This is a genomic window from Microbacterium soli (assembly GCF_039539005.1).
GTDB lineage: Bacteria > Actinomycetota > Actinomycetes > Actinomycetales > Microbacteriaceae > Microbacterium > Microbacterium soli.
Map to the genome: position 1 here is coordinate 1101794 of NZ_BAABCP010000001.1, position 18985 is coordinate 1120778.

The 18985-nt window shown below is 70.6% G+C and carries 18 protein-coding genes and 1 riboswitch; of the genes, 12 read left to right on the top strand and 6 right to left on the bottom strand.

The window, feature by feature from the left end:
* Window positions 1–12: 12 nt before the first annotated feature.
* Window positions 13–90: riboswitch (ZMP/ZTP riboswitch) on the bottom strand.
* Window positions 91–199: 109 nt separating this feature from the next.
* Window positions 200–1237: an FUSC family protein gene (locus tag ABD770_RS05080; RefSeq protein ID WP_344818433.1), complete on the top strand. Its 1038-nt coding sequence runs from the start codon at window positions 200–202 to the stop codon at window positions 1235–1237.
* A gap of 12 nt (window positions 1238–1249) precedes the next feature.
* On the opposite strand, the gene ABD770_RS05085 is transcribed toward ABD770_RS05080, so the two are convergent.
* Window positions 1250–2881: a SulP family inorganic anion transporter gene (locus ABD770_RS05085; protein WP_344818434.1), complete on the bottom strand. Its 1632-nt coding sequence runs from the start codon at window positions 2879–2881 to the stop codon at window positions 1250–1252.
* A complete protein-coding gene (locus tag ABD770_RS05090; RefSeq protein WP_344818435.1) occupies window positions 2878–3240 on the bottom strand; it encodes an ArsR/SmtB family transcription factor in 363 nt (120 codons plus the stop codon). The genes ABD770_RS05085 and ABD770_RS05090 overlap by 4 nt, the downstream gene beginning before the upstream one ends.
* A 207-nt stretch (window positions 3241–3447) precedes the next feature.
* Between ABD770_RS05090 and ABD770_RS05095 the strand changes: the two genes are divergently transcribed.
* Window positions 3448–5940: a DEAD/DEAH box helicase gene (locus ABD770_RS05095; RefSeq protein ID WP_344818436.1), complete on the top strand. Its 2493-nt coding sequence runs from the start codon at window positions 3448–3450 to the stop codon at window positions 5938–5940.
* A gap of 159 nt (window positions 5941–6099) precedes the next feature.
* On the opposite strand, the gene ABD770_RS05100 is transcribed toward ABD770_RS05095, so the two are convergent.
* On the bottom strand, window positions 6100–7587 hold the full coding sequence (locus ABD770_RS05100) for an SDR family NAD(P)-dependent oxidoreductase (protein WP_344819867.1): 1488 nt from the start codon (window positions 7585–7587) through the stop codon (window positions 6100–6102).
* 178 nt (window positions 7588–7765) lie between these two features.
* On the opposite strand from ABD770_RS05100, the gene ABD770_RS05105 reads away from it, so the two are divergent.
* The 3 genes from ABD770_RS05105 (at window position 7766) to ABD770_RS05115 (ending at window position 9528) form a co-directional block, all read left to right on the top strand.
* Entirely contained in the window at window positions 7766–8845 is a 1080-nt protein-coding gene (locus ABD770_RS05105) for a M4 family metallopeptidase (RefSeq protein WP_344818437.1), read from the top strand.
* Entirely contained in the window at window positions 8820–9167 is a 348-nt protein-coding gene (locus tag ABD770_RS05110; protein ID WP_344818438.1) for a protealysin inhibitor emfourin, read from the top strand. Before ABD770_RS05105 ends, ABD770_RS05110 begins: the two co-directional genes overlap by 26 nt.
* Window positions 9168–9258: 91 nt before the next feature.
* Entirely contained in the window at window positions 9259–9528 is a 270-nt protein-coding gene (locus ABD770_RS05115; protein ID WP_344818439.1) for a hypothetical protein, read from the top strand.
* Between the two features lie 49 nt (window positions 9529–9577).
* On the opposite strand, the gene ABD770_RS05120 is transcribed toward ABD770_RS05115, so the two are convergent.
* Together ABD770_RS05120 and ABD770_RS05125 are read right to left on the bottom strand one after the other, a co-directional pair.
* Window positions 9578–10624 (bottom strand): mechanosensitive ion channel family protein, encoded by a 1047-nt coding sequence (locus ABD770_RS05120; RefSeq protein WP_344818440.1) that lies wholly within the window; start codon window positions 10622–10624, stop codon window positions 9578–9580.
* Between the two features lie 76 nt (window positions 10625–10700).
* Window positions 10701–11204 carry a hypothetical protein gene (locus ABD770_RS05125; RefSeq protein ID WP_344818441.1) on the bottom strand — a complete coding sequence of 168 codons (504 nt, stop codon included), beginning with the start codon at window positions 11202–11204 and terminating at the stop codon, window positions 10701–10703.
* Window positions 11205–11258: 54 nt separating this feature from the next.
* Here ABD770_RS05125 and ABD770_RS05130 point away from each other — a divergent pair, with 54 nt between their 5' ends.
* From ABD770_RS05130 to ABD770_RS05160, 7 genes are all read left to right on the top strand, one after another.
* On the top strand, window positions 11259–11969 hold the full coding sequence (locus ABD770_RS05130; protein ID WP_344818442.1) for a ribonuclease H family protein: 711 nt from the start codon (window positions 11259–11261) through the stop codon (window positions 11967–11969).
* Between the two features lie 342 nt (window positions 11970–12311).
* Window positions 12312–12800, top strand: coding sequence for a MarR family winged helix-turn-helix transcriptional regulator (locus ABD770_RS05135; RefSeq protein ID WP_344818443.1), 489 nt, complete (start codon window positions 12312–12314; stop codon window positions 12798–12800).
* Entirely contained in the window at window positions 12797–13576 is a 780-nt protein-coding gene (locus ABD770_RS05140) for an SDR family oxidoreductase (RefSeq protein WP_344818444.1), read from the top strand. Before ABD770_RS05135 ends, ABD770_RS05140 begins: the two co-directional genes overlap by 4 nt.
* Window positions 13573–14880 carry an FAD-binding oxidoreductase gene (locus tag ABD770_RS05145; RefSeq protein WP_344818445.1) on the top strand — a complete coding sequence of 436 codons (1308 nt, stop codon included), beginning with the start codon at window positions 13573–13575 and terminating at the stop codon, window positions 14878–14880. The genes ABD770_RS05140 and ABD770_RS05145 overlap by 4 nt, the downstream gene beginning before the upstream one ends.
* Window positions 14881–14966: 86 nt before the next feature.
* Window positions 14967–15605 (top strand): TetR/AcrR family transcriptional regulator, encoded by a 639-nt coding sequence (locus tag ABD770_RS05150; RefSeq protein ID WP_344818447.1) that lies wholly within the window; start codon window positions 14967–14969, stop codon window positions 15603–15605.
* Window positions 15602–16486 carry an ABC transporter ATP-binding protein gene (locus tag ABD770_RS05155; protein WP_344818448.1) on the top strand — a complete coding sequence of 295 codons (885 nt, stop codon included), beginning with the start codon at window positions 15602–15604 and terminating at the stop codon, window positions 16484–16486. The genes ABD770_RS05150 and ABD770_RS05155 overlap by 4 nt, the downstream gene beginning before the upstream one ends.
* Entirely contained in the window at window positions 16483–18123 is a 1641-nt protein-coding gene (locus ABD770_RS05160) for an ABC transporter permease subunit (RefSeq protein WP_344818450.1), read from the top strand. The genes ABD770_RS05155 and ABD770_RS05160 overlap by 4 nt, the downstream gene beginning before the upstream one ends.
* A gap of 2 nt (window positions 18124–18125) precedes the next feature.
* Here ABD770_RS05160 and ABD770_RS05165 read toward each other — a convergent pair whose 3' ends face one another.
* Window positions 18126–18920, bottom strand: coding sequence for an ArsR/SmtB family transcription factor (locus ABD770_RS05165; protein WP_344818451.1), 795 nt, complete (start codon window positions 18918–18920; stop codon window positions 18126–18128).
* Window positions 18921–18985 lie beyond the last annotated feature (65 nt).

An 18985-nucleotide genomic window follows, 5' to 3' on the forward strand; every position in this document is an offset into this window, starting at 1 on the left:
CCCATCTGTCGTGATGGGCACCCAGGCGGTCGATGCCGTGTTCTCGCGCTCCCTGCCGGTCATCCGGCTTCGCCAGTCGCCCACCCAGGATACCGGCCGCCGCTGAGGTGATGTCCTCACCGTGGAGCGGGGCGCCGGAGGGGCTGTGGCAGGCGGGCAGGGTACGGCGGGCGGCTGCCTGCGCGACTACCGTGGACGCATGCGCTTCCCCGCCGCGATCCGTGCCGCACGCCGTGCACCGCTCCTGCAGGTGCTGAAGTCGGCCGCGGCGACCATCGCCGCCTGGTTCCTCGCCGCGTGGCTGATGCCCGGCCCGCTGCCGGTGTTCGCCGCGATCGCGGCACTGCTGGTGGTGCAGCCCAGCGTGAACCAGTCGCTGTCCAAGGCCGTCGAGCGCAGCATCGGCGTCATCGTCGGCGTCGTCATCGCCGTGCTCCTGAGCGCGCTGCTCGGCCCGCAGGGCTGGGTGGTCCCGGCATCCGTCGTGGTGGCGATGCTCGTCGCGTGGGCGCTGCGCGCGTCGACGGGCACGGGGAACCAGGTGGCGATCTCCGCGGTGCTGGTGCTCGCACTGGGTTCGTCGAGCCCCGACTACGCCACCACCCGCATCATCGAGACCCTCATCGGCGCGGCAGTCGGGTTCGCCATCAACGTCGCCGTCGTCCCTCCCGTGCTCACCTCCCCCGCCCGCCGGGACATCGGGCTGCTGGGGCGCGAGCTCGCGGCGTCCCTCGACCGTCTCGCCGACGCGCTGCCGAGCACCAGGACGAGCGCCGAGCTGCACGAGCTGCTGCTGCAGGCGCGTCTGCTGCGCCCCATGAAGGACGCCGCCGAGGCATCCCTGGCATCCGCGGAGGAGTCGCTGTCCCTGAACCCCAGGAGGTCGCGGCACCGGGACGAGCTCGTCGAGCTGCGCGCGCTGTTCGATCGTCTCTCCCCGGTGACCACGCAGGTGATCGGGATGACCAGGGCGTACTTCGACCACTACGACGACTCGCTCGTCGGCGACCCGTTGGTGCGGGCGATCGCCGAGCAGCTGCGGCGCGCCGGGCACGACACGCGCCTGGCCGTCCAGCGGGCGGATGCCGCACCCGAGCCCGATGTCCTGACCTCGGCGGTGCCCGCGCTCACCGCCCCGCTGACGACGCGCCCACCCGCACCCGAGCACTGGGTGCTGATCGGGTCGCTCATGGAGGACCTCCGCCGCATCCACGGCGAGCTGCGCGACGAGGTCTGATTCGGCGGCGGGTCAACGCGCGGCGCGGACGATGTGGCTGCGGGCGTGCGCGACGGCGGTGCCCAGCTCGTCGAAAAGATGGTTCTGGTGGCGCAGTGAGCGCAGCACCCCCACATGCTCGGCGAGCTTGAGATGCCGCGGCTGGATGCCCTTGACGAGCACCGTGATGCCGCGGCGCTCCAGCGATACGATCATGTCGGTGATCACCTGCGCGCCGGTGGCATCGAGGATCTGCAGCTGCGACATCCGAAGCACGACCACCTCGATGTCGCGCAGCGCGATGACGCGCTCCATCATCCGCTCGGCGGCGCCGAAGAACAGCGCCCCCTCGATCCGGAACACGGCGATGCGCTCGTCACCGGGCTGTGCGGCGCCGGGCAGCTCCTCGCGGTGCACGCCGCTGGCCTTGGCGAGCTGGCGCAGCGCGAAGAATCCTGCCGCGAGCACGCCGATCAGCACGGCGTAGACGAGGTCGACGCTGACGGTGATGATCGCGGTGACGACGAAGACCACGGCATCCGATCGCGTCGATCCCATCACCGCACGGACCGTCGACGGGGCGACCATGCGGCACGAGGTCACCATGAGCACCCCCGCGAGCGCCGCCAGCGGGATCTGCGAGACGACGGCCGCGCCCACGAGCACGACGGCGAGCAGCAGCAGTCCGTGCGTGATGGCGGCCAGTCGCGTGCGCGCGCCCGCACGGATGCTGACCGCGGTGCGCGCGATGGCCCCGGTGGCCGGCATCCCGCCGAAGAACCCGGCGGCGATGGACGCCAGGCCCTGTCCGACCAGCTCCCGATCGGCGTCGTAGGCGCCGGTGTCGGAGATGCTGGCGGCGACACGGGCTGCCAGCAGCGATTCGATGGCGGCCAGCGCCGCCACGGCGAGTGCCGGACCCACCAGTCCCGCCGCCACCCCCAGGTCGAGCGCGGGCAGGACCGGCGCGGGAAGGCCGACGGGAAGCTCGCCGATGACGTCGACGGGCATGTCGAACACCGCGGCCAGGAGCCCCGCGACGACGATGGCCACCAGCGAGCCCGGGAACTTCGGGGCGACCTTCAGCGCGATGAGCATGATCGCCACGACGATGCCCAGCAGCAGCAGCGACCAGCCCAGCTTCGGCCAGGTCACGGTCATGAGCGACTGCACGGCCGCGACGGCGGCGTTGGTGCTCTCCCCCGGCTCGGTTCCGGTGCCGGTGGGAACCTGCTGCAGGAAGATGATGATCGCGATGCCGAGGGTGAAGCCCTCGATGACCGGCCAGGGGATGTAGCTGATCGTGCGGCCGAGCTTGAGGAGTCCGCCCAGCAGCACCATGATCCCCGACAGCAGGCAGATCATCGCCAGCGCCCCGGGGCCCTGCGTGGCCATGATCGGCGCGAGCACGACGACCATCGCCCCGGTGGGCCCGGACACCTGCACGTTGGAGCCGCCGAAGATCGCCGCGACGATGCCGGCGATGATGGCCGTGACCAGTCCGCTCTCCGCCCCGGCTCCCGAGCTGACGCCGAAGGCGAGGGCCAGCGGCAGCGCGACGATCCCGACCGTGACGCCGGCGAGAAGGTCGCCGCGCCAGGTGTGCGGCACTGCCCGGTAGTCGGTGCGGGACGGAAGCAGTGCGAGCAGGTCCCGCGGGCTCACGAGCGCACCGGGATCTCGGGGAGGCCGTCCTGCTCGATCAGCTGCCGCTGGGTCGTCTGCAGGATCTCACCCAGCAGTGCGCGAGCGACGCGCAGCAGGTCCGCCACCTCGGGGTAGGCGAGCCGGTAGAACACCAGACTGCCGCGCCGCTCCGAGTCGACGAGCCTGTTGCGCCGCAGCACGGCCAGATGCTGGGAGACGTGCGAGGCCTCCAGCTCGGTCACCTCGAGGAGTTCGGAGACGGATGCCTCGGGTGCCGCCGACAGGACTTCCAGGATGCGGATGCGGATGGGGTGCGCCAGTCCCTTGAACAGGCCCGCCTTGACCTCGTACAGCGGGCGGGTCAGGTCGCTCAGCATCCGTCTCCCCTCGGTCGTGCTGCGGTGCGCGCCGCATCCCACGTGCGCTGCGTGATTCCGCCGTGCGCGGGCACCCCGCACCGCGCACGATATGACGACTTCATCATACCGAAAGATTCGGGGACGCCCGCCCGGGTTCCTCGGGGACGCCCGTCCGGGTTCCTCGGCGGCGGGGAACGGAGCGCGAGGTGGGAGGATCGAGGCATCATGCTTCTCGATCCCGCCTCCGTCCGCGACGCCGATGCGGATGCCGTGTACACGGCCTTCGTCGAATGGGCGGAGTCCACCGGCATCAGCCTCTACCCCGCGCAGGACGAGGCGGCCATCGAGATCGTCTCCGGGCAGAATCTCATCCTGTCCACCCCCACGGGCACCGGGAAGTCGCTGGTCGCCGTCGCCGCGCACTTCTCCGCCCTGGCCGCCGGGCGCCGCAGCTACTACACGGCCCCCATCAAGGCGCTGGTCAGCGAGAAGTTCTTCAGCCTCGTCGACATCTTCGGGGCGGCGAACGTGGGGATGGTCACCGGCGACTCCGCCGTCAACGCCGACGCCCCCATCGTGTGCTGCACGGCGGAGATCCTCGCGAACCTCGCGCTGCGCGAGGGGCCGGATGCCGATGTCGGCCAGGTCGTGATGGACGAGTTCCACTTCTACGGCGACCCCGACCGCGGCTGGGCCTGGCAGGTGCCGCTGCTGACCCTCCCGCAGGTGCAGTTCGTGCTCATGTCCGCCACGCTCGGCGACGTCACCGCACTCGCCGACGACCTCACCCGCCGCACGCACCGCGAGACCGCCGTGGTCACCGGTGTCGAGCGCCCCGTGCCGCTGCACTACTTCTACGAGACGACGCCCATCCACGAGACCATCGACGACCTGCTGCACACCGACCGCGCCCCGGTGTACGTCGTGCACTTCTCGCAGGCGGCCGCCATGGAGCGTGCGCAGGCGCTGGCCAGTGCGAAGGTCGCCACCCGCGAGCAGCGGGACGCGATCGCGGAGCTGATCGGCGGGTTCCGGTTCACGACCGCCTTCGGAAAGACCCTCTCGCGGCTGCTGCGGATGGGCATCGGCGTGCACCATGCGGGGATGCTGCCGAAGTACCGCAGACTCGTGGAGCAACTTGCCCAGCGCGGCATGCTGCGGGTGATCTGCGGCACCGACACGCTCGGCGTCGGCATCAACGTTCCCATCCGCACGGTGCTGCTCACCGCCCTGACGAAGTTCGACGGCACCCGGATGCGGCAGCTGAACGCCCGCGAGTTCCACCAGATCGCCGGGCGGGCGGGCCGGGCGGGCTACGACACGGCGGGCACCGTCGTCGTGCAGGCGCCCGAGCACGAGACGGAGAACCTCGCGGCGCTGCGCAAGGCCGGTGACGACCCGAAGAAGCGCCGCAAGATCATCCGGAAGAAGGCACCGGACGGATTCGTGTCCTGGGGCGAGCCGAGCTTCCGGAAACTGGTGGACTCGGAGCCCGAGACCCTGACGTCCCGGATGCAGATCACCAGTGCCATGATGCTCAACGTCATCGGGCGCGGCGGCGACGTCTTCGCGAATATGCGCGCACTGGTATATGACAATCACGAGCCGCGCGACAGGCAGCGGATGCTGGCGCTGCGCGCCCTCGGGATCTATCGCACGCTCCGCGAGTCCGGCATCGTCGAGGACGGCCCCGACGGCATCCGCCTGACCGTCGACCTGCAGCCGAACTTCGCACTCAACCAGCCGCTGTCGCCGTTCGCCCTCGCGGCGTTCGACCTGTTGAACCCGGACTCGCCGTCGTTCGCGCTGGACGCGATCTCGATCGTGGAGTCGACGCTCGACGACCCGCGGGCGATCCTGTCGCAGCAGGAGTTCATCGCCCGGGGCGAGGCCGTCGCCGCCATGAAGGCGGAGGGCATCGAGTACGAGGAGCGCATGGAGCTGCTCGAGCAGATCACCTGGCCCAAGCCGCTGGAGGAGCTGCTGTCGGCCGCATTCGAGACCTTCAGCGCCGCGCAGCCGTGGATCCGCGACTTCGAGCTGCACCCGAAGTCCGTCGTGCGCGACATGTACGAGCGAGCCATGTCGTTCGGGGAATATGTCGCGTTCTACAAGACCGCACGGTCGGAGGGGGTCGTGCTGCGCTATCTCTCGGATGCCTACCGCGCAGCCTCCCAGACGATCCCCGAGCACCTGAAGAGCGAAGAGCTGCACGATCTCATCGAGTGGCTCGGCGAGCTCGTCCGTCAGGTGGACTCCAGCCTGCTGGACGAGTGGGAGGAGCTCGTCGCCGGCACGGACAACGGCCGGGTGGATCGCCCGGAGGAGGAGGTCGTCCCGCCTGCACCGAAACGGCTCACCACCAACATCCGCGCGTTCCGCACCCTCGTGCGCAACGAGCTGTTCCGCCGCGTGCAGCTCGCCGCACGGGAGGATGTCGCGGCTCTCGCCGAGCTGGACGCCGATTTCGGTGCTGAGGCGTGGGATGCGGCCCTGGACGCGTACTTCGCCGAGCATGATGAGATCCTCACCGGTGCCGACGCCCGCAGCTCTGCGCTGCTGATCATCGAGCAGGGCGCCGCGGAGTGGTCCGTGCAGCAGATCCTCGACGACCCCGCGGGCAACCACGACTGGCGCATCTTCGCGACGGTCGATCTGGCCGCCTCCGATGAGGTCGGCGCGGCCGTCGTCCGCGTCACCGGCGTGCACCGGCTGTAGCCGGGCGCCCCGATCTTCGGCCACTCCGATCCACGGCCAGTGTTGCAATATGCGGCCGTTTCTGCCGCATCCGTCCTCCGATCGCAACAGTGGCCGAAAATCGTGACGGACAGGTCTGACGACGGATGCCGGGGCCCACCCAGACGACGGAAGCCACCCTCACCAGGGGCTGGGCCGGTAGTCCTTGAGGAACACGCCGCGGAGGTCGACGCCGGCCTCGCCCTGCACGATCGGGTCGTACACGCGGGCGGCGCCGTCGACCAGGTCGAGCGGAGCGTGGAAGCCCTCCTCCGCCAGGCGCACCTTGGTGTGGTGCGGGCGCTCGTCGGTGATCCAGCCGGTGTCCACCGCCGTCATGAGGATCCCGTCGGTGTCGAACATCTCCCCGGCGCTCGTGCGGGTGAGCATGTTCAGCGCAGCCTTGGCCATGTTGGTGTGCGGATGCCCGGGCCCCTTGTACCGGCGGGAGAACTGGCCCTCCATGGCCGAGACGTTCACGATGTACTTGCGTCGCGCGGTCGAGGCCGCCATCGCGGGGCGCAGCCTGCTGATCAGCAGGAACGGCGCGGTGGTGTTGCACAGCTGCACCTCGAGCATCTCGAGCGGATCGACCTGGTCGACCGACTGCACCCAGCTGTTGACGCGGTTGATGTCGGGCACGAGGCCGCCCGCGTCGATGGCCGTGCCGTCGGCGTGCTTGGCCAGCGACGAGGATCCCGGGGCCATGGCCAGCCGTGCGAGGTCCTCAGCGGTCAGCGCCTGCCCGCCCTGCTCGGCGACCGTGCCGGCGACGGCGGCGAGCGACAGGAGCGGATGCGCGTCGACCGATGCCTGCAGGGCCTGCGGGTGGGGGTCGGCGGTGTGCCCGAAGGTCTCGATCTCCGGCAGCGGGCGGTCGGGGAGCGGCTGCAGCTCGGCATCCGTCAGCAGCGAATACGCCCCCGGCGAGCGCCGCACCGTCTGCGCGGCGTTGTTGATGAGGATGTCCAGCGGACCCTGCGCGGCGACGGAGTCGGCCAGCGAGATCACCTGCGCGGGGTCGCGCAGGTCGATGCCCACCACCCGCAGCCGGTGCAGCCAGTCCGCGGCATCCGGCAGGGAGGAGAAGCGGCGCGCTGCGTCGCGCGGGAAGCGCGTCGTGATCGTGAGATGGGCGCCGTCGCGCAGCAGTCGCAGGGCGATGTGCATGCCGATCTTCGCGCGTCCGCCGGTGAGCAGCGCGCGGCGGCCGGTGAGGTCGGTGCGGGCGTTGCGCTTGCCGTGGCTGAAGCGCGCGCAGTCCGGGCACAGCTGGTGGTAGAACGCGTCGACGAGCGTGTACGGCTTCTTGCAGATGTAGCAGTTGCGGGGTCTGCGCAGCTCCCCGGCGATGGGAGAGTCGACGCGGGAGGTCAGCTCGATCCCGCGCGTCTCGTCGTCGATGCGGTCGGCGGCGCCCGTCGCGGTGCGGGCGACGACGGCCCGGTCGGCCTCGGCGATGGCATCCCGGATCTCCTTGCGGCGAGCGCGTTTGACGGCTTTGAACATGTTCGCCGTGGCACGGCGCACGGCGAGGTAGTCCGGATGCCGCTGGTCGACGCGGTCGAGCTCCGCGAGCACCCGGAGGGTCGTCGCGAGGTCGTCCGGGTCGATGCCGGATGCCGGCAGCTCGGGCTCGCCGAGGACCTCCGTCCCGTCCCCGGGGTCCGTCGCAGGATCGGCAGAGGCGGAGGGATCGGTCACCGGGCAGATTCTACGCGGGGAAGCTGAGCCGGACGGATGCCGTCAAGCGGCGGGACGCCGTGGCGGGGTGCGCATGTCGGGTCTCCGGCGTATGGTCACGGGCATGAGGACCACCGCCGCAGAGACCGCATCGACGCACCAGGGCATCGTGCCGGGCTATCTGCTGGCGCGTCTGGCGGGTTCGAGCCAGTTCACCCGCGCCGCCGAGGCCGCCAGACAGACGCTGATCCGCGGGCGCCCGGAGTTCCGCGCCGCACTCGAGTTCTCCATCGATCAGGACGGCGACCTCGTCGCCGATGTGCGCGCCGCCCCGACGCGGACCGTCTACGACGCGGGCGGCGCCGAGCAGCTGCCGGGCACGCGTGTGCGCGGTGAGGACGATCCGGTCTCGGCCGATCCCGCGGTGAACGAGGCGTTCGACGGCCTGGGGGACACGCACCGGATGCTGCGGGAGGCCTTCCAGCGGGATTCGCTCGACGGGGCGGGCGCGCCGCTGATCGCCACCGTGCATTACGGGCGGAAGTACGACAACGCGTTCTGGAACGGCTCGCAGATGGTGTTCGGCGACGGCGACGGCGAGGTGTTCACGGGGTTCACCGGATCGGTGTCGGTGATCGGCCATGAGCTGGGGCACGGCGTCATCCAGACCTCCGCGGGGCTCGTCTACCAGGACCAGTCCGGTGCGCTGAACGAGTCCATCGCGGACGTGCTCGGGGCACTGACCGAGCAGTACGTCCGGGGGCAGACCGCCGACGAGGCGAGCTGGCTGATCGGCGACGGGATCTTCACCCCGGCCGTGCAGGGGCGCGCGCTGCGCGACATGCTGCATCCCGGCACGGCGTACGACGATGACGAGCTCGGCAGGGACCCGCAGCCGGCCGATATGGCGCACTACGTCCGCACCGTGGAGGACAACGGCGGGGTGCACATCAACTCCGGCATCCCGAACCGGGCGTTCGCGCTGGCGGCGACGACGCTGGGCGGGTACGCCTGGGAGGGCGCGGGCACCGCCTGGTATCGCGCGTTGACGGGCGGGCTGTCGAAGACCGCCGGATTCACGGAGTTCGCCGAGCGGACAATCACCGCGGCCTCAGGGATCGGGGCTAGCGTGGAATCGGCGGTCCGCGAGGCGTGGATCGCCGTCGGAGCGATCGAAGATGCCGCAGCGCGAACCCCGCGATGACAACGCGGATGCCGCAGGCGGCGCGGACAGGAGCCGTGTCGTCATCGCCGTCGTGCGCACCGGCGGAATGGCGGGACTGCGGCGCCGTTGGCGCGCCGAGCCCGCGCCGGAGCGCACTCCGGAGTGGGTGGCGCTCATCGACCGCTGCCCGTGGGATGAGCCATTGGACGCCGACCCGGTGGGTGCGGACCGGTACGTGTGGAGCATCCATGTCGTGCTGCGGGACGAGCAGCGCGAGCAGGTGGTCGCCGATGCGCACCTGCAGGGTCCGTGGCGGGAGTTGGTCGACGCCGTGCAGGAGGCCGACGCCGCCGACCGGTGACGCGCCCCCGGTGACCCGTGGCGGGCTGCCGCCGACCCACTGCCCGCGCGGGAGGGGTGCAGTCGGGGCCCGGACGCGCGACAATGGAGGCATGGGACTGTTCTCGCAGAAGCAGCAGGATCCGGCCGCGTGGGCCGCCCTGCCGGGTGAACCGCTCGATGAGGACAAGGTCGAGCACCTCGATGAGGCGCCGACCGTCGACCTGCTGGGCCTCGGCCTGGGCACGACGCTCTCCAGCACCGTCATCACCGTCACCGCGCCCACTGCGGACCCCGCAGCCGCCGCAGAGGCCGCGCCCGAGCCGGAGTCCGCAGCCGAGTCGGAGCCCGCAGCAGAGTCCGACTCGGACTCGGAGGAGTAGCCCCGGCTCATCGGCCGAGCAGCCACCCCCCCCCCCGCTCAAGCACCCCTCACCGAGCGGTGTCCTCCACCAGCACCCGTGTGCGGGGCAGCGCCTCGGGATGCTCCTGCTGCAGCCACGTCATCATCTGCTCCCGCACATCGCAGCGCAGTGTCCACTGATCGTCGGAGTCCTTCGCCGAGATCACGAAGCGCACCGTCACGTATCCGCCCTGGGAACCGGTGACCCGCACGTTCGAGGTGCGCCGATCCCAGGCATCCGACGCCTCGATGATCTCCGTGAACTTCGCGCGGACCGCATCCATCGGCACCCGCCAGTCCAGATCCATGTAGACGGTGCCGAGCACCTGGTCGGTGCGGCGCGTCCACGTCTCGAACGGCGTGGAGGTGAAGTGGCTGCACGGCAGCACGAGCCGGCGCTCATCCCAGATGTAGACGACGACGTACGACAGGTTGATCTCGCCGATGCGACCCCACTCGCCCTGGATCACCACGACATCGCCGACGCGGATGGCATCGGTGAAGGCGATCTGGATGCCGGCGATGAGGTTGCCGAGGATGGACTGCGCGGCCAGGCCCGCGATGACGCTGACGATGCCGGCGGATGCCAGCAGGCTGGTGCCCGCGGCCCGCATCTCCGGGAAGGTGAACAGCACCGCGCCGAGGGCCAGCACGGCGATGACCACCAGGGTGAGCCGGTGGATGACCACGAGCTGGGTACGACGGCGGCGGGAGGCGGCCCCCGCGGCCGCGTCGTCCTCCCTCGCGATGAGGCGCTCGAATCCGAAGGAGGCGAAGGATGCCAGCAGCCAGGCTCCGGAGACGGTCGTGAGGATGAGGAGTGCGCGGGAGACGCCCGGCCACCAGCCGAGCGTCCCGGGCAGCGAGGTCGCCGCGCCGATCCAGACCGCGACGATCCCGGCGACCACCAGCCACGGCGGCCGCACGCGCCGGTCCAGTTCGACCACCCACGTGGAGGTGCGCCCGACGAGTCTGGCGATGAGATGCACGGCGGCGATGACGGCGAGCGCGACCAGCAGCGCGATGCCGATGGCGACCACGGTGCCGATCCAGGAGTTCCAGTCGATGAGTGCCATGCCGTCAGCGTACGGGGATGCTCGGGAGGGTGCCGGGCTCGCCGGCGGGCCGCGCGTGAGTACGGGAGGCCGAGAGTCAGGGCGAGATGTCGCCGGCGGCGGCCAGCAGCGGTGCCAGCTGGTAGCGGCCTCGGTCCACGCGGAGCGTGACGCCGTCGCGTCCGCGCACGATCACTTTCGGGCGTCCGCCGACCTGCACGGTGCGCACCGAGGCGATGTCACGGTAGACGATGCGCTTCTCGCGCCCGAGGACGGTGCGGAAGCGCACGGCATCCGTCCCCACCTCCAGGTACCAGTTGCGGAATGCGATCAGCAGCACGACGCCGACGACGAACACGGCCACGGAGGCGATCCGGGCCGGCAGCAGCTGCGGCGTGTACCGTGCCGTGAACACCGCGAGCCCCAGGATCAGGCCGGCGACGATCAGCACAGCACCGATGAGCACGACCAGCAGCGGCATCCGCTGCCGGCGCGTCGCCGCCCTCACCGGTGTCACGCGGCGGAAGAAGCGGGCGATGAGCACGCCGAGGAGCGCGATCGCGATGAGGACGATCACGGCCTTCACGGCGAAACCGGTCACCCCTCGACGATACCGACCACGGGAGCGACCGGTGCGACGCTCTACGGTGGAAGGATGACGATCACCGCAGCCGCAGACGGATCCGCCCTCGGGAACCCCGGGCCGAACGGCTGGGCCTGGTACATCGACGACGAGCGCTGGGCCGCCGGCGGCTCCCCGCACGGCACCAACAACCAGGGCGAGCTGAAGGCCGTCCTCGAGCTGCTGCGCGCGACGGCCGGGACCTCTGAGAAGCTGCTGATCATGTGCGACAGCCGGTACGTCATCGACGCCGTCACCAAGTGGATGCCGGGCTGGAAGCGGCGCGGATGGCGCAAGTCCGACGGTGCGCTGGTTCTCAATCGCGACCTGCTGGAGGGGATCGACGACGCCCTGCAGGGGCGGGATGTGGAGTTCTCCTGGGTGAAGGGTCACGCCGGGCATCCGCTGAACGAGGCCGCCGACGAGCGCGCGAACGCGGCGGCGACCGCGTACAGGGACAAGCGGGAGCCACGACGCGGGCCGGGTTTCTCCCCGGATGCGGGGACCGCGGCGACCCGCCTTGCCGCACCCGCCGCGCAGGGCGTTTCCGCCGCCCCGGTGCCGACGAGCGCCCCGCTGTGGGCGGAGACGGCGGACCTTCTGGACGGGCTCGACGAGCCGCAGAGCCCGTCGGAGCCGGTCGAGCTGCGCGTCCGCCTCTCCGTCGCCGAACGGGCCCGACTCGAGGATCGGGCCCGCGCACAGGGGGTCTCCCCCGAGGAGGCGCTGCGCCGGCTGATCTGAGTGACCGTCAGCCCGGCAGGCGACACCGAAGCACTCGATCACCCGGAGGGTGCGGGCTGACTCAGGCCTTACGTGATCGTCTCGGCGGTCCGGGGAGCGCCCCGGCTGGACTTCGAGTGGGGGTGCGACGACGCGGGCGTCAGCCGGCGAGCACCGTCGACTGCGGCCTGCGGAAGGAGTTCATTTGTACAACCATTCGGTTGTGCGTCAAGAGACGCGGATGCCGGTGCCAAGAGGCTGCTCGTGCGGCACGCGGGCCCACCGGGGCGCTCCCGTCGATCTCCCACCGCGCGACAGCGCAACAGTCCCCTGACACGTCAGCAACCTGCTAAAGTGCCTGACGTGTCAGGTACTTTGAGAGGGCCCGGGCTGCAGGCCTGGGAGAAGCTGCAGAGCGTGACGGAGCAGCTGCGCCGGGAGACCGGCCGCGTGCTCGTGACGGAGGCGGGGCTGTCGGCCGCCGAGTTCACCGTGCTCGCGCACCTCGCCGCGAGCCCGGCAGGCGTGCGATCCGCGGAATGCGCCCGGGCGATGGGCTGGGACAGCAGTCGACTGTCGCACCAGCTGCGCCGACTGGAGAAGCGCGGGTACGTCGCGCGCCGAGGCGGAGACGGGAGCGACGGCCGCGCGACGGTGGTCGGACTCACGCCCGACGGCCGTCGCGCGCACCGACGTGCTGTCATCCCGCACCTCGAGGCCGCGCAGCAGTGGTTCGGGGATGCGCTCACGGATGCTCAGATCGCCGCCCTGCACGATGTCCTGACCGCTGTCGAGGCCCACATCGAACGCCGGATCACCGCATCCGAACCGCAGAAGGACACCCAGGAATGAGCATGCCGCAGAACGACACGGAACGACCGGGTTGGGCGAACGCCACCACGACCCTGAACGGAATGCGCGTCCTCGTCCTCGGCGGCACCGGCGGCGTGGGCGAGGGCGTCGTGCGCGCGCTGCTGGACGACGGCGCGACGGTGATCGCCACGAGCCGCACCCGCGACCGGCTGGACGACCTCGCGACGCGCATCGCGCACCCCAGGCTCTCCGGCGAGACGCTCGACGCCCTGGCATCGGGGTTGGACGAGCGGGCGGCACAGCTGGCCGCACGGCACGGCGGGCCCTTCGACGGGGTCGTCGTGTCGGTGGCATCCTGGGGCGCGCAGGGGCGCAAGCCCGTGCTGAGTCTGACGGATGCCGAGTGGGACGAGCAGGTCGCGGCCAACCTGACGGCGGTGTTCCGGCTGTACCGGGCATTCGTCCCGCACCTGGCCACGGCCGGCGCTCTGATCCAGCTCAACGGCATGAGCGCCGACATCCCGTTCCCCGGCGCGGCCGGAGTCGCACTGACGGCGGCCGCGCAGAAGTCCCTCACCCGCACTCTCGCGGCAGAGCTCGGCGCGCGCGGCCCCCGGGTGTACGAAGTGATCCTCGGCGTGATCCGCACCCGGGCCCGACAGGAGGCGGGGATCGATGATGCGGGCTGGATCCCCGCCGCGCACGTCGGCCGGCACGTGGCCGAGCTCGTCGCGGGCACGAGCCCGCTGTCCGGCGACGACCTGCACTGTTTCGCCGATGTGACGCGCGGCCCGCAGTCCGGCACGCGGCGATGACATCCGCGTCCCCCACGCTGGAGGTCATCCGTCCCGGCGACGACCGCTACGAGCGCGTGCGGCACGTGTACTCGGCGACCGGGTCCCCGGCCGCGGTCGTGCAGCCGCGGGATGCGCGCCAGGTGCCCGAAGCCCTCGCCTTCGCACGCGCGCAGAAGGCGCCGATCGCGATCCGCAGCGGCGGCCACGGCATCAGCAGCATCGCCACCAACGACGGTGGAACCGTGGTCGACCTGTCCCGGCTGAACCGCGTCGAGCACCTGCATGGCCGACGGGTGCGCATCGGCCCCGGTGCGCGCTGGGGCGAGGTCGCACGCGCTCTGCATCCGCTCGGTCTCGCCCTCAGCTCGGGCGACTCCGGCGACGTCGGAGTCGGCGGGCTGGCCACCAGCGGCGGGCTGGGCCTGCTCGGCCGGGCGCACGGACTCACCATCGACCACCTCGTCGCCGCCGAGATCGTCACGGCCGACGGGACGCAGCACCGCGTGTCCGCCCAGGAGGATCCCGAGCTGTTCTGGGCGCTCCGCGGCGCCGGCGCGAACTTCGGCATCGTCACCGCCTTCGAGTTCGACGCCGTACCGACCCCGGACGTCGCGCACGCGTCCCTGACGTTCCTGCCACCGGAGCTCTCCGGCTTCCTCGAACAGTGGGGGCTGACCCTCGAGGCCGCACCGCGAGAAGTCTCCGCATTCCTCTACATCGCCGGCAGCGCCGTGCACGCGACGATCGTGTACGCCCGCGCGGACACGACCGCGGCATCCGCCGCCCTGGATCCGTTCGCCGCCCTGCCCGGCCTGGTCGGCGCCCAGGCGCAGCTCGTCCCGTACCCCGAGGTCCCCGTGGCCACCGGAGCACCGCACAGCGGGCAGCAGCAGCTGGCCCGCACACGCACGGGCCTGGCAGTCCACCTGGACCGGGAGACCTCCCGGCGCATCGCCGACCTGGTGCGCAGCGTCGACATGGTGCAGATCCGCTCCGCCGGCGGGGCGATCAACGACCTCCCCGCCGAGGCGACGGCCTATGCTCACCGGCATCAGAACTTCTCCGTCACCGCCGTCGCCGCAGGCCCGGCCCGCGCCCTCCTCGACGCGGCGTGGCGTCCCGTCCATGAGCGCATGGACGGGATGTACCTGAGCTTCGAGAGCGACCACACCCCGGCGGGTGTCGTGGAGGCGTTCCCCGAGCCGACGCTCGGTCGACTGCGGGCGCTGAAGGCGCACTGGGACCCCGACCGCGTCTTCACCCAGAACTTCGACCTCTCCGCACCCGGCATTGATCCTGCGCGGACTCGCGCCTCGGACTGAATCCGTTCAGGGAGGATTCCCGGAGACATCCGAGCCGGGCAGAATCGTCGCTTTCACATGTGTATAAGTACTTGTACGCTTGTATCATGGATGACGACAGGACGGCCAGAGCAAGACTGCGCGACGCCGCCATCGAGATCATCGCGAACGGCGGCTCGGACAGCCTCACCGCCCGCGGTGTCGCCGAGCGCGCCGGCCTCTCCGCCGGATTGATCCGCCACCACTTCGGCTCGATGGGCGATCTGCTCACGGCGTGCGACGAACACATCGCCCGGACGATCAAGCGTCTCAAGACCGATGGCATCCGGGGGTCCGCATCCTTCGACGCCCTGAGCGTCATACGTCAGAGCAACCACCCGCATCTGCTGGGTTATCTCGCGATGCGCGTGTCGGAGGACAGCCCCGTCCTGGATCGTCTCATCGATCTCATCGTGGACGATGCGACAGTGTATCTCGCCGATGGCGTGGAACAGGGAATCTTCACCCCCACCGCGCAGCCGCGCCGGCGAGCTGTGATGCTGACGATCTTCACCCTCGGCGCACTCGCACTCCACCGGCATCTCGAACGTCTGCTGGACGTCGACCTGCGAGCGGTGGATGCGCACTCCGACCGACGCTTCATCGGCTACCTGCGCGCTCAGATGGATGTGCTCGCCGGCGTCGTCACGCCGGACGCCGCCTCCCGTTACCGTTCCCTTCTCGACGATCTTGAGGAGCAGTCATGAACCCTGTCCAGACAGTCGGCCTCACCAAGCGGTACGGCTCGTTCACCGCGCTGTCCGATCTCGACCTCGAGGTCCAGCCGGGCGAGGTCTTCGGGTATCTCGGTCCCAACGGGGCCGGCAAGTCGACGACGATACGCATCCTCATGGGCGAACTGACGCCCACGAAAGGCTCCGCGACGGTTCTCGGCGCGGCTCCCCGCGATGTCCCGCACCGTCGCAGGCTCGGATACCTGCCGGCTGATCTCGCGCTCTGGCCTGCGATGACGGGGAAGGACACCCTCCGATTCCTCGCGAATCTCCACGGCGGCGTGGACGAGGGATTCGTCGCGCAGCTCGCCGAGCGCCTCGACGCCGACCTCGACAAACGCGTCGGAGAACTGTCGACGGGCAACCGCCAGAAGGTCGGCCTGATCGCCGCATTCATGCATCGTCCCGAGCTGATCATCCTCGACGAGCCCAGCACCGGTCTGGACCCGCTCGTCCAGCACGAGTTCTGGGGGATGATGCGCGAAGTCGCCGATGACGGGCGCACCGTGTTCCTCTCCAGCCACTCGCTCGCCGAGGTCGAGCGAGTGGCGGATCGAGTCGGCATCATACGCTCGGGCGCTCTCGTGGCGGTCGAGAACGTGTCCACGTTGCGACGCCGGCAGATGCGCCGCATCGAGATCGACTTCGACGGGACGCTCGCCAGGGAGGACCTCGAGACCCTTCCCGGCGTCCATGATGTCGTCGTGCACGCCGATCGCGTCGAACTGGGCTTCGACGGCGAGATCTCCGAGCTGATCTCCGTGGTCACGGCAACGGTGCGCCTCCGTGACATCCACACGCGGGAAGCCGAGCTCGAGGACGTCTTCCTCACCTACTATCAGGGGCAGTCATGAGCCTCGCGCTGCTCCGCCGCGGTCTCGCGACGGGCTGGAAGAGCCTCCTGATCACCGCCGCGGCCGTCGCGGCCATGCTCGCGCTCGGCCTCGCCGTCTACGAGAACATCGATCTGCGCGTGTATGCGAACCTCCCCGAGGCCGTTCGCGCACTCATCGGCATCCCCGTGGGCGCCGATGCCGCGGTCCTCGCCTACAGCGAGATGCTGGCATCGGTCGGTGCGCTCGCCTTCGTCGGGGTCGCGATCGCGATCGGTGCGCAGGCCGTCGCAGGAGAGGAGCAGAGTCGAACGCTGCACCTCATCCTCGCCGCGCCGGTGTCTCGCGCGCGCTACATCGCGAGCCGTGCGTCCGCGATGGCCCTTCTGATCGTCGCAGCCGGCGCGCTGCTGTGGGCGGTGGCCGCAGCAGCGCCCGTCCTCGCCGGCGTCGAGGTCGGTGAGACGCACCTCGCTGCGCTCATGGTGCACCTCACCGCCGTGGCCTTCCTGCACGCTTCATTGGCGCTCGCCATCGGTGCCGCCTCCGGGCGGCGAGGGGCGGCGGCGGGGATCGCCTCCGCCGTCATGGTGCTCGGATGGCTCGGGTCCAGCCTGCTGCCACTGTGGCGAGCTGACGCGGCCGATGGGATCCCCTGGTACTGGTTCAACGGCTCCGCACCCCTCGTCAACGGCATCGACGCCGGTCATCTCCTGCTCCTGCTCGGCGGCGCAGTGGTGCTGATCGGGCTCGGGATGCTCGGATTCCGCGCTCGGGAACTTCGAGCCGCTCAGCCGGCGACCGGTCTTCTGAGCAGGCTGCGCGTCCTGCCGCTCATCGGGACACTGCTCGCCCCGACCGGTCGTGGCACCACTCCCCTGCGGCTGCGCATCGCGGCGCAGCGGACGCTCCTGTCCTTCATCGCGCTGATCATGCTGGTGCTCGGCCTCGTCCTGCCACCGATCTACGGCCCACTGAGCGCGGCGATCGGCCCCCTCGCGGAGTCCTTCCCACCCGCCGTCGCCGCACTGTTCGGGGGCGGAGACCTCCACTCCGCCGCCGGCTTCCTGCACCTGGAACTGTTCGGCATGCTCGCTCCTGCGGCGGTGATCGTCGTCGCGATCGTCACCGCATCGGCCGGTATCACGGGCGAGGAGCAGAGTCGGCGGATGTCGTTGCTGCTGGCCCAGCCCGTCTCCCGCTCGCGCGTCTACGGGACCGCCACGGCCGCTATGGTCCTCGACGTTCTGATCGTCGGGGTCGCACTGCTCCTCGGAAGCTGGGTGGGGATCACGATCTCAGGATCCCCCCTGCCCGTCCGCCACCTCATCGCCGTCTGCGTGCTCCTCATCCTGCTGGGCTGGTTCTTCGGTGGTCTGACGCTGCTGTGCTCCGGATTGACGGGCAGCGCGACGATCGCAACGTGGATCCCCGCCGTCATCGCGGTCGGCGCGTTCTTCGGCTGCACTCTGCTCCTGGCCGCGGGACACGAGGCGTGGGCATGGTGGTCCCCCTTCCGCGCCTACCTGGCCGGTCCGCCACTGATGGCGGGGTTCGACGGCTGGTGGCAGATCATCTGGCTCCTGACGGGAGCTGCGCTGTTCACCGCCACGGGGATGCCCTGCTTCCGCAACCGGGACCTGCGCATCACGGCGTGAGCTCACCCCATGCCGGGCATGGTGCGCCCGGTCTCGATGAAGGTCTTGAGCGCGGAGATGACCAGCGAGGTGCCGCCGTCGGCCTGCAGGTGCGTCGCGGACCCGGCCGTCACGCCGGTGTGGGTGACCGTCACGCGGGTCATCGCCTCGCCGAGCGCTTCGAGGCGCCATTCGTAGTGGGATGCGGGGTCCGCCGCCGTCTCCTTCGACCACAGGGCCCGGAAGGTGTGCGCGAGCAGGGCACCGCGCTCGATGGCGGTGATCTCCCCCGCGATGAGGACCGCACCGTCGGCGCTTCGCCATTGAATGGCGTCGCCGACGCCCCAGTCGCTGCGGACGAGCCCTCCGAAGAACCACCGTCGACTCTGCTCGGGGTCGGTCAGCGCGCTCCACACGCGCTCCGGGGTGGCCTCGATCACGATCGTCGCGACGAGCGTCTTCGTCTCGGACATGCGTACTCCTTCGATGCGGCGCCCTGATTCGAGGTGATCGCGGAGCCGGGTGAGCGCGAGCCCGGCGAAGGCGGAGTAGTCGTCGAGCCAGCGCCTGGCCAGATCGACGAGCGGCGTGGGGTCGAGGTGGACCAGCCGCCGACGGCCGACCTTCCTCGTGGAGACGAGCCCGGCGTCTTCGAGGATGCGGAGGTGCTTGAGCACGGCATGTCTGCCCAGCTCGGGGACGGCGGACTCCAGCTCCCCGACGCTGCGGCCGTCCTCGGCGCGCAGCGCGTCCAGGAGCGCCCGGCGGTGCGGCTCGACGAGAGCACGCAGCGTCCGTTCGGCATCCGGGGCGGGCATGCGTCGCAGATTAGGTGACCAGACGGTCACCTGTCAAGAAGAAGCGGATGCTCAGTGCGGGCGTC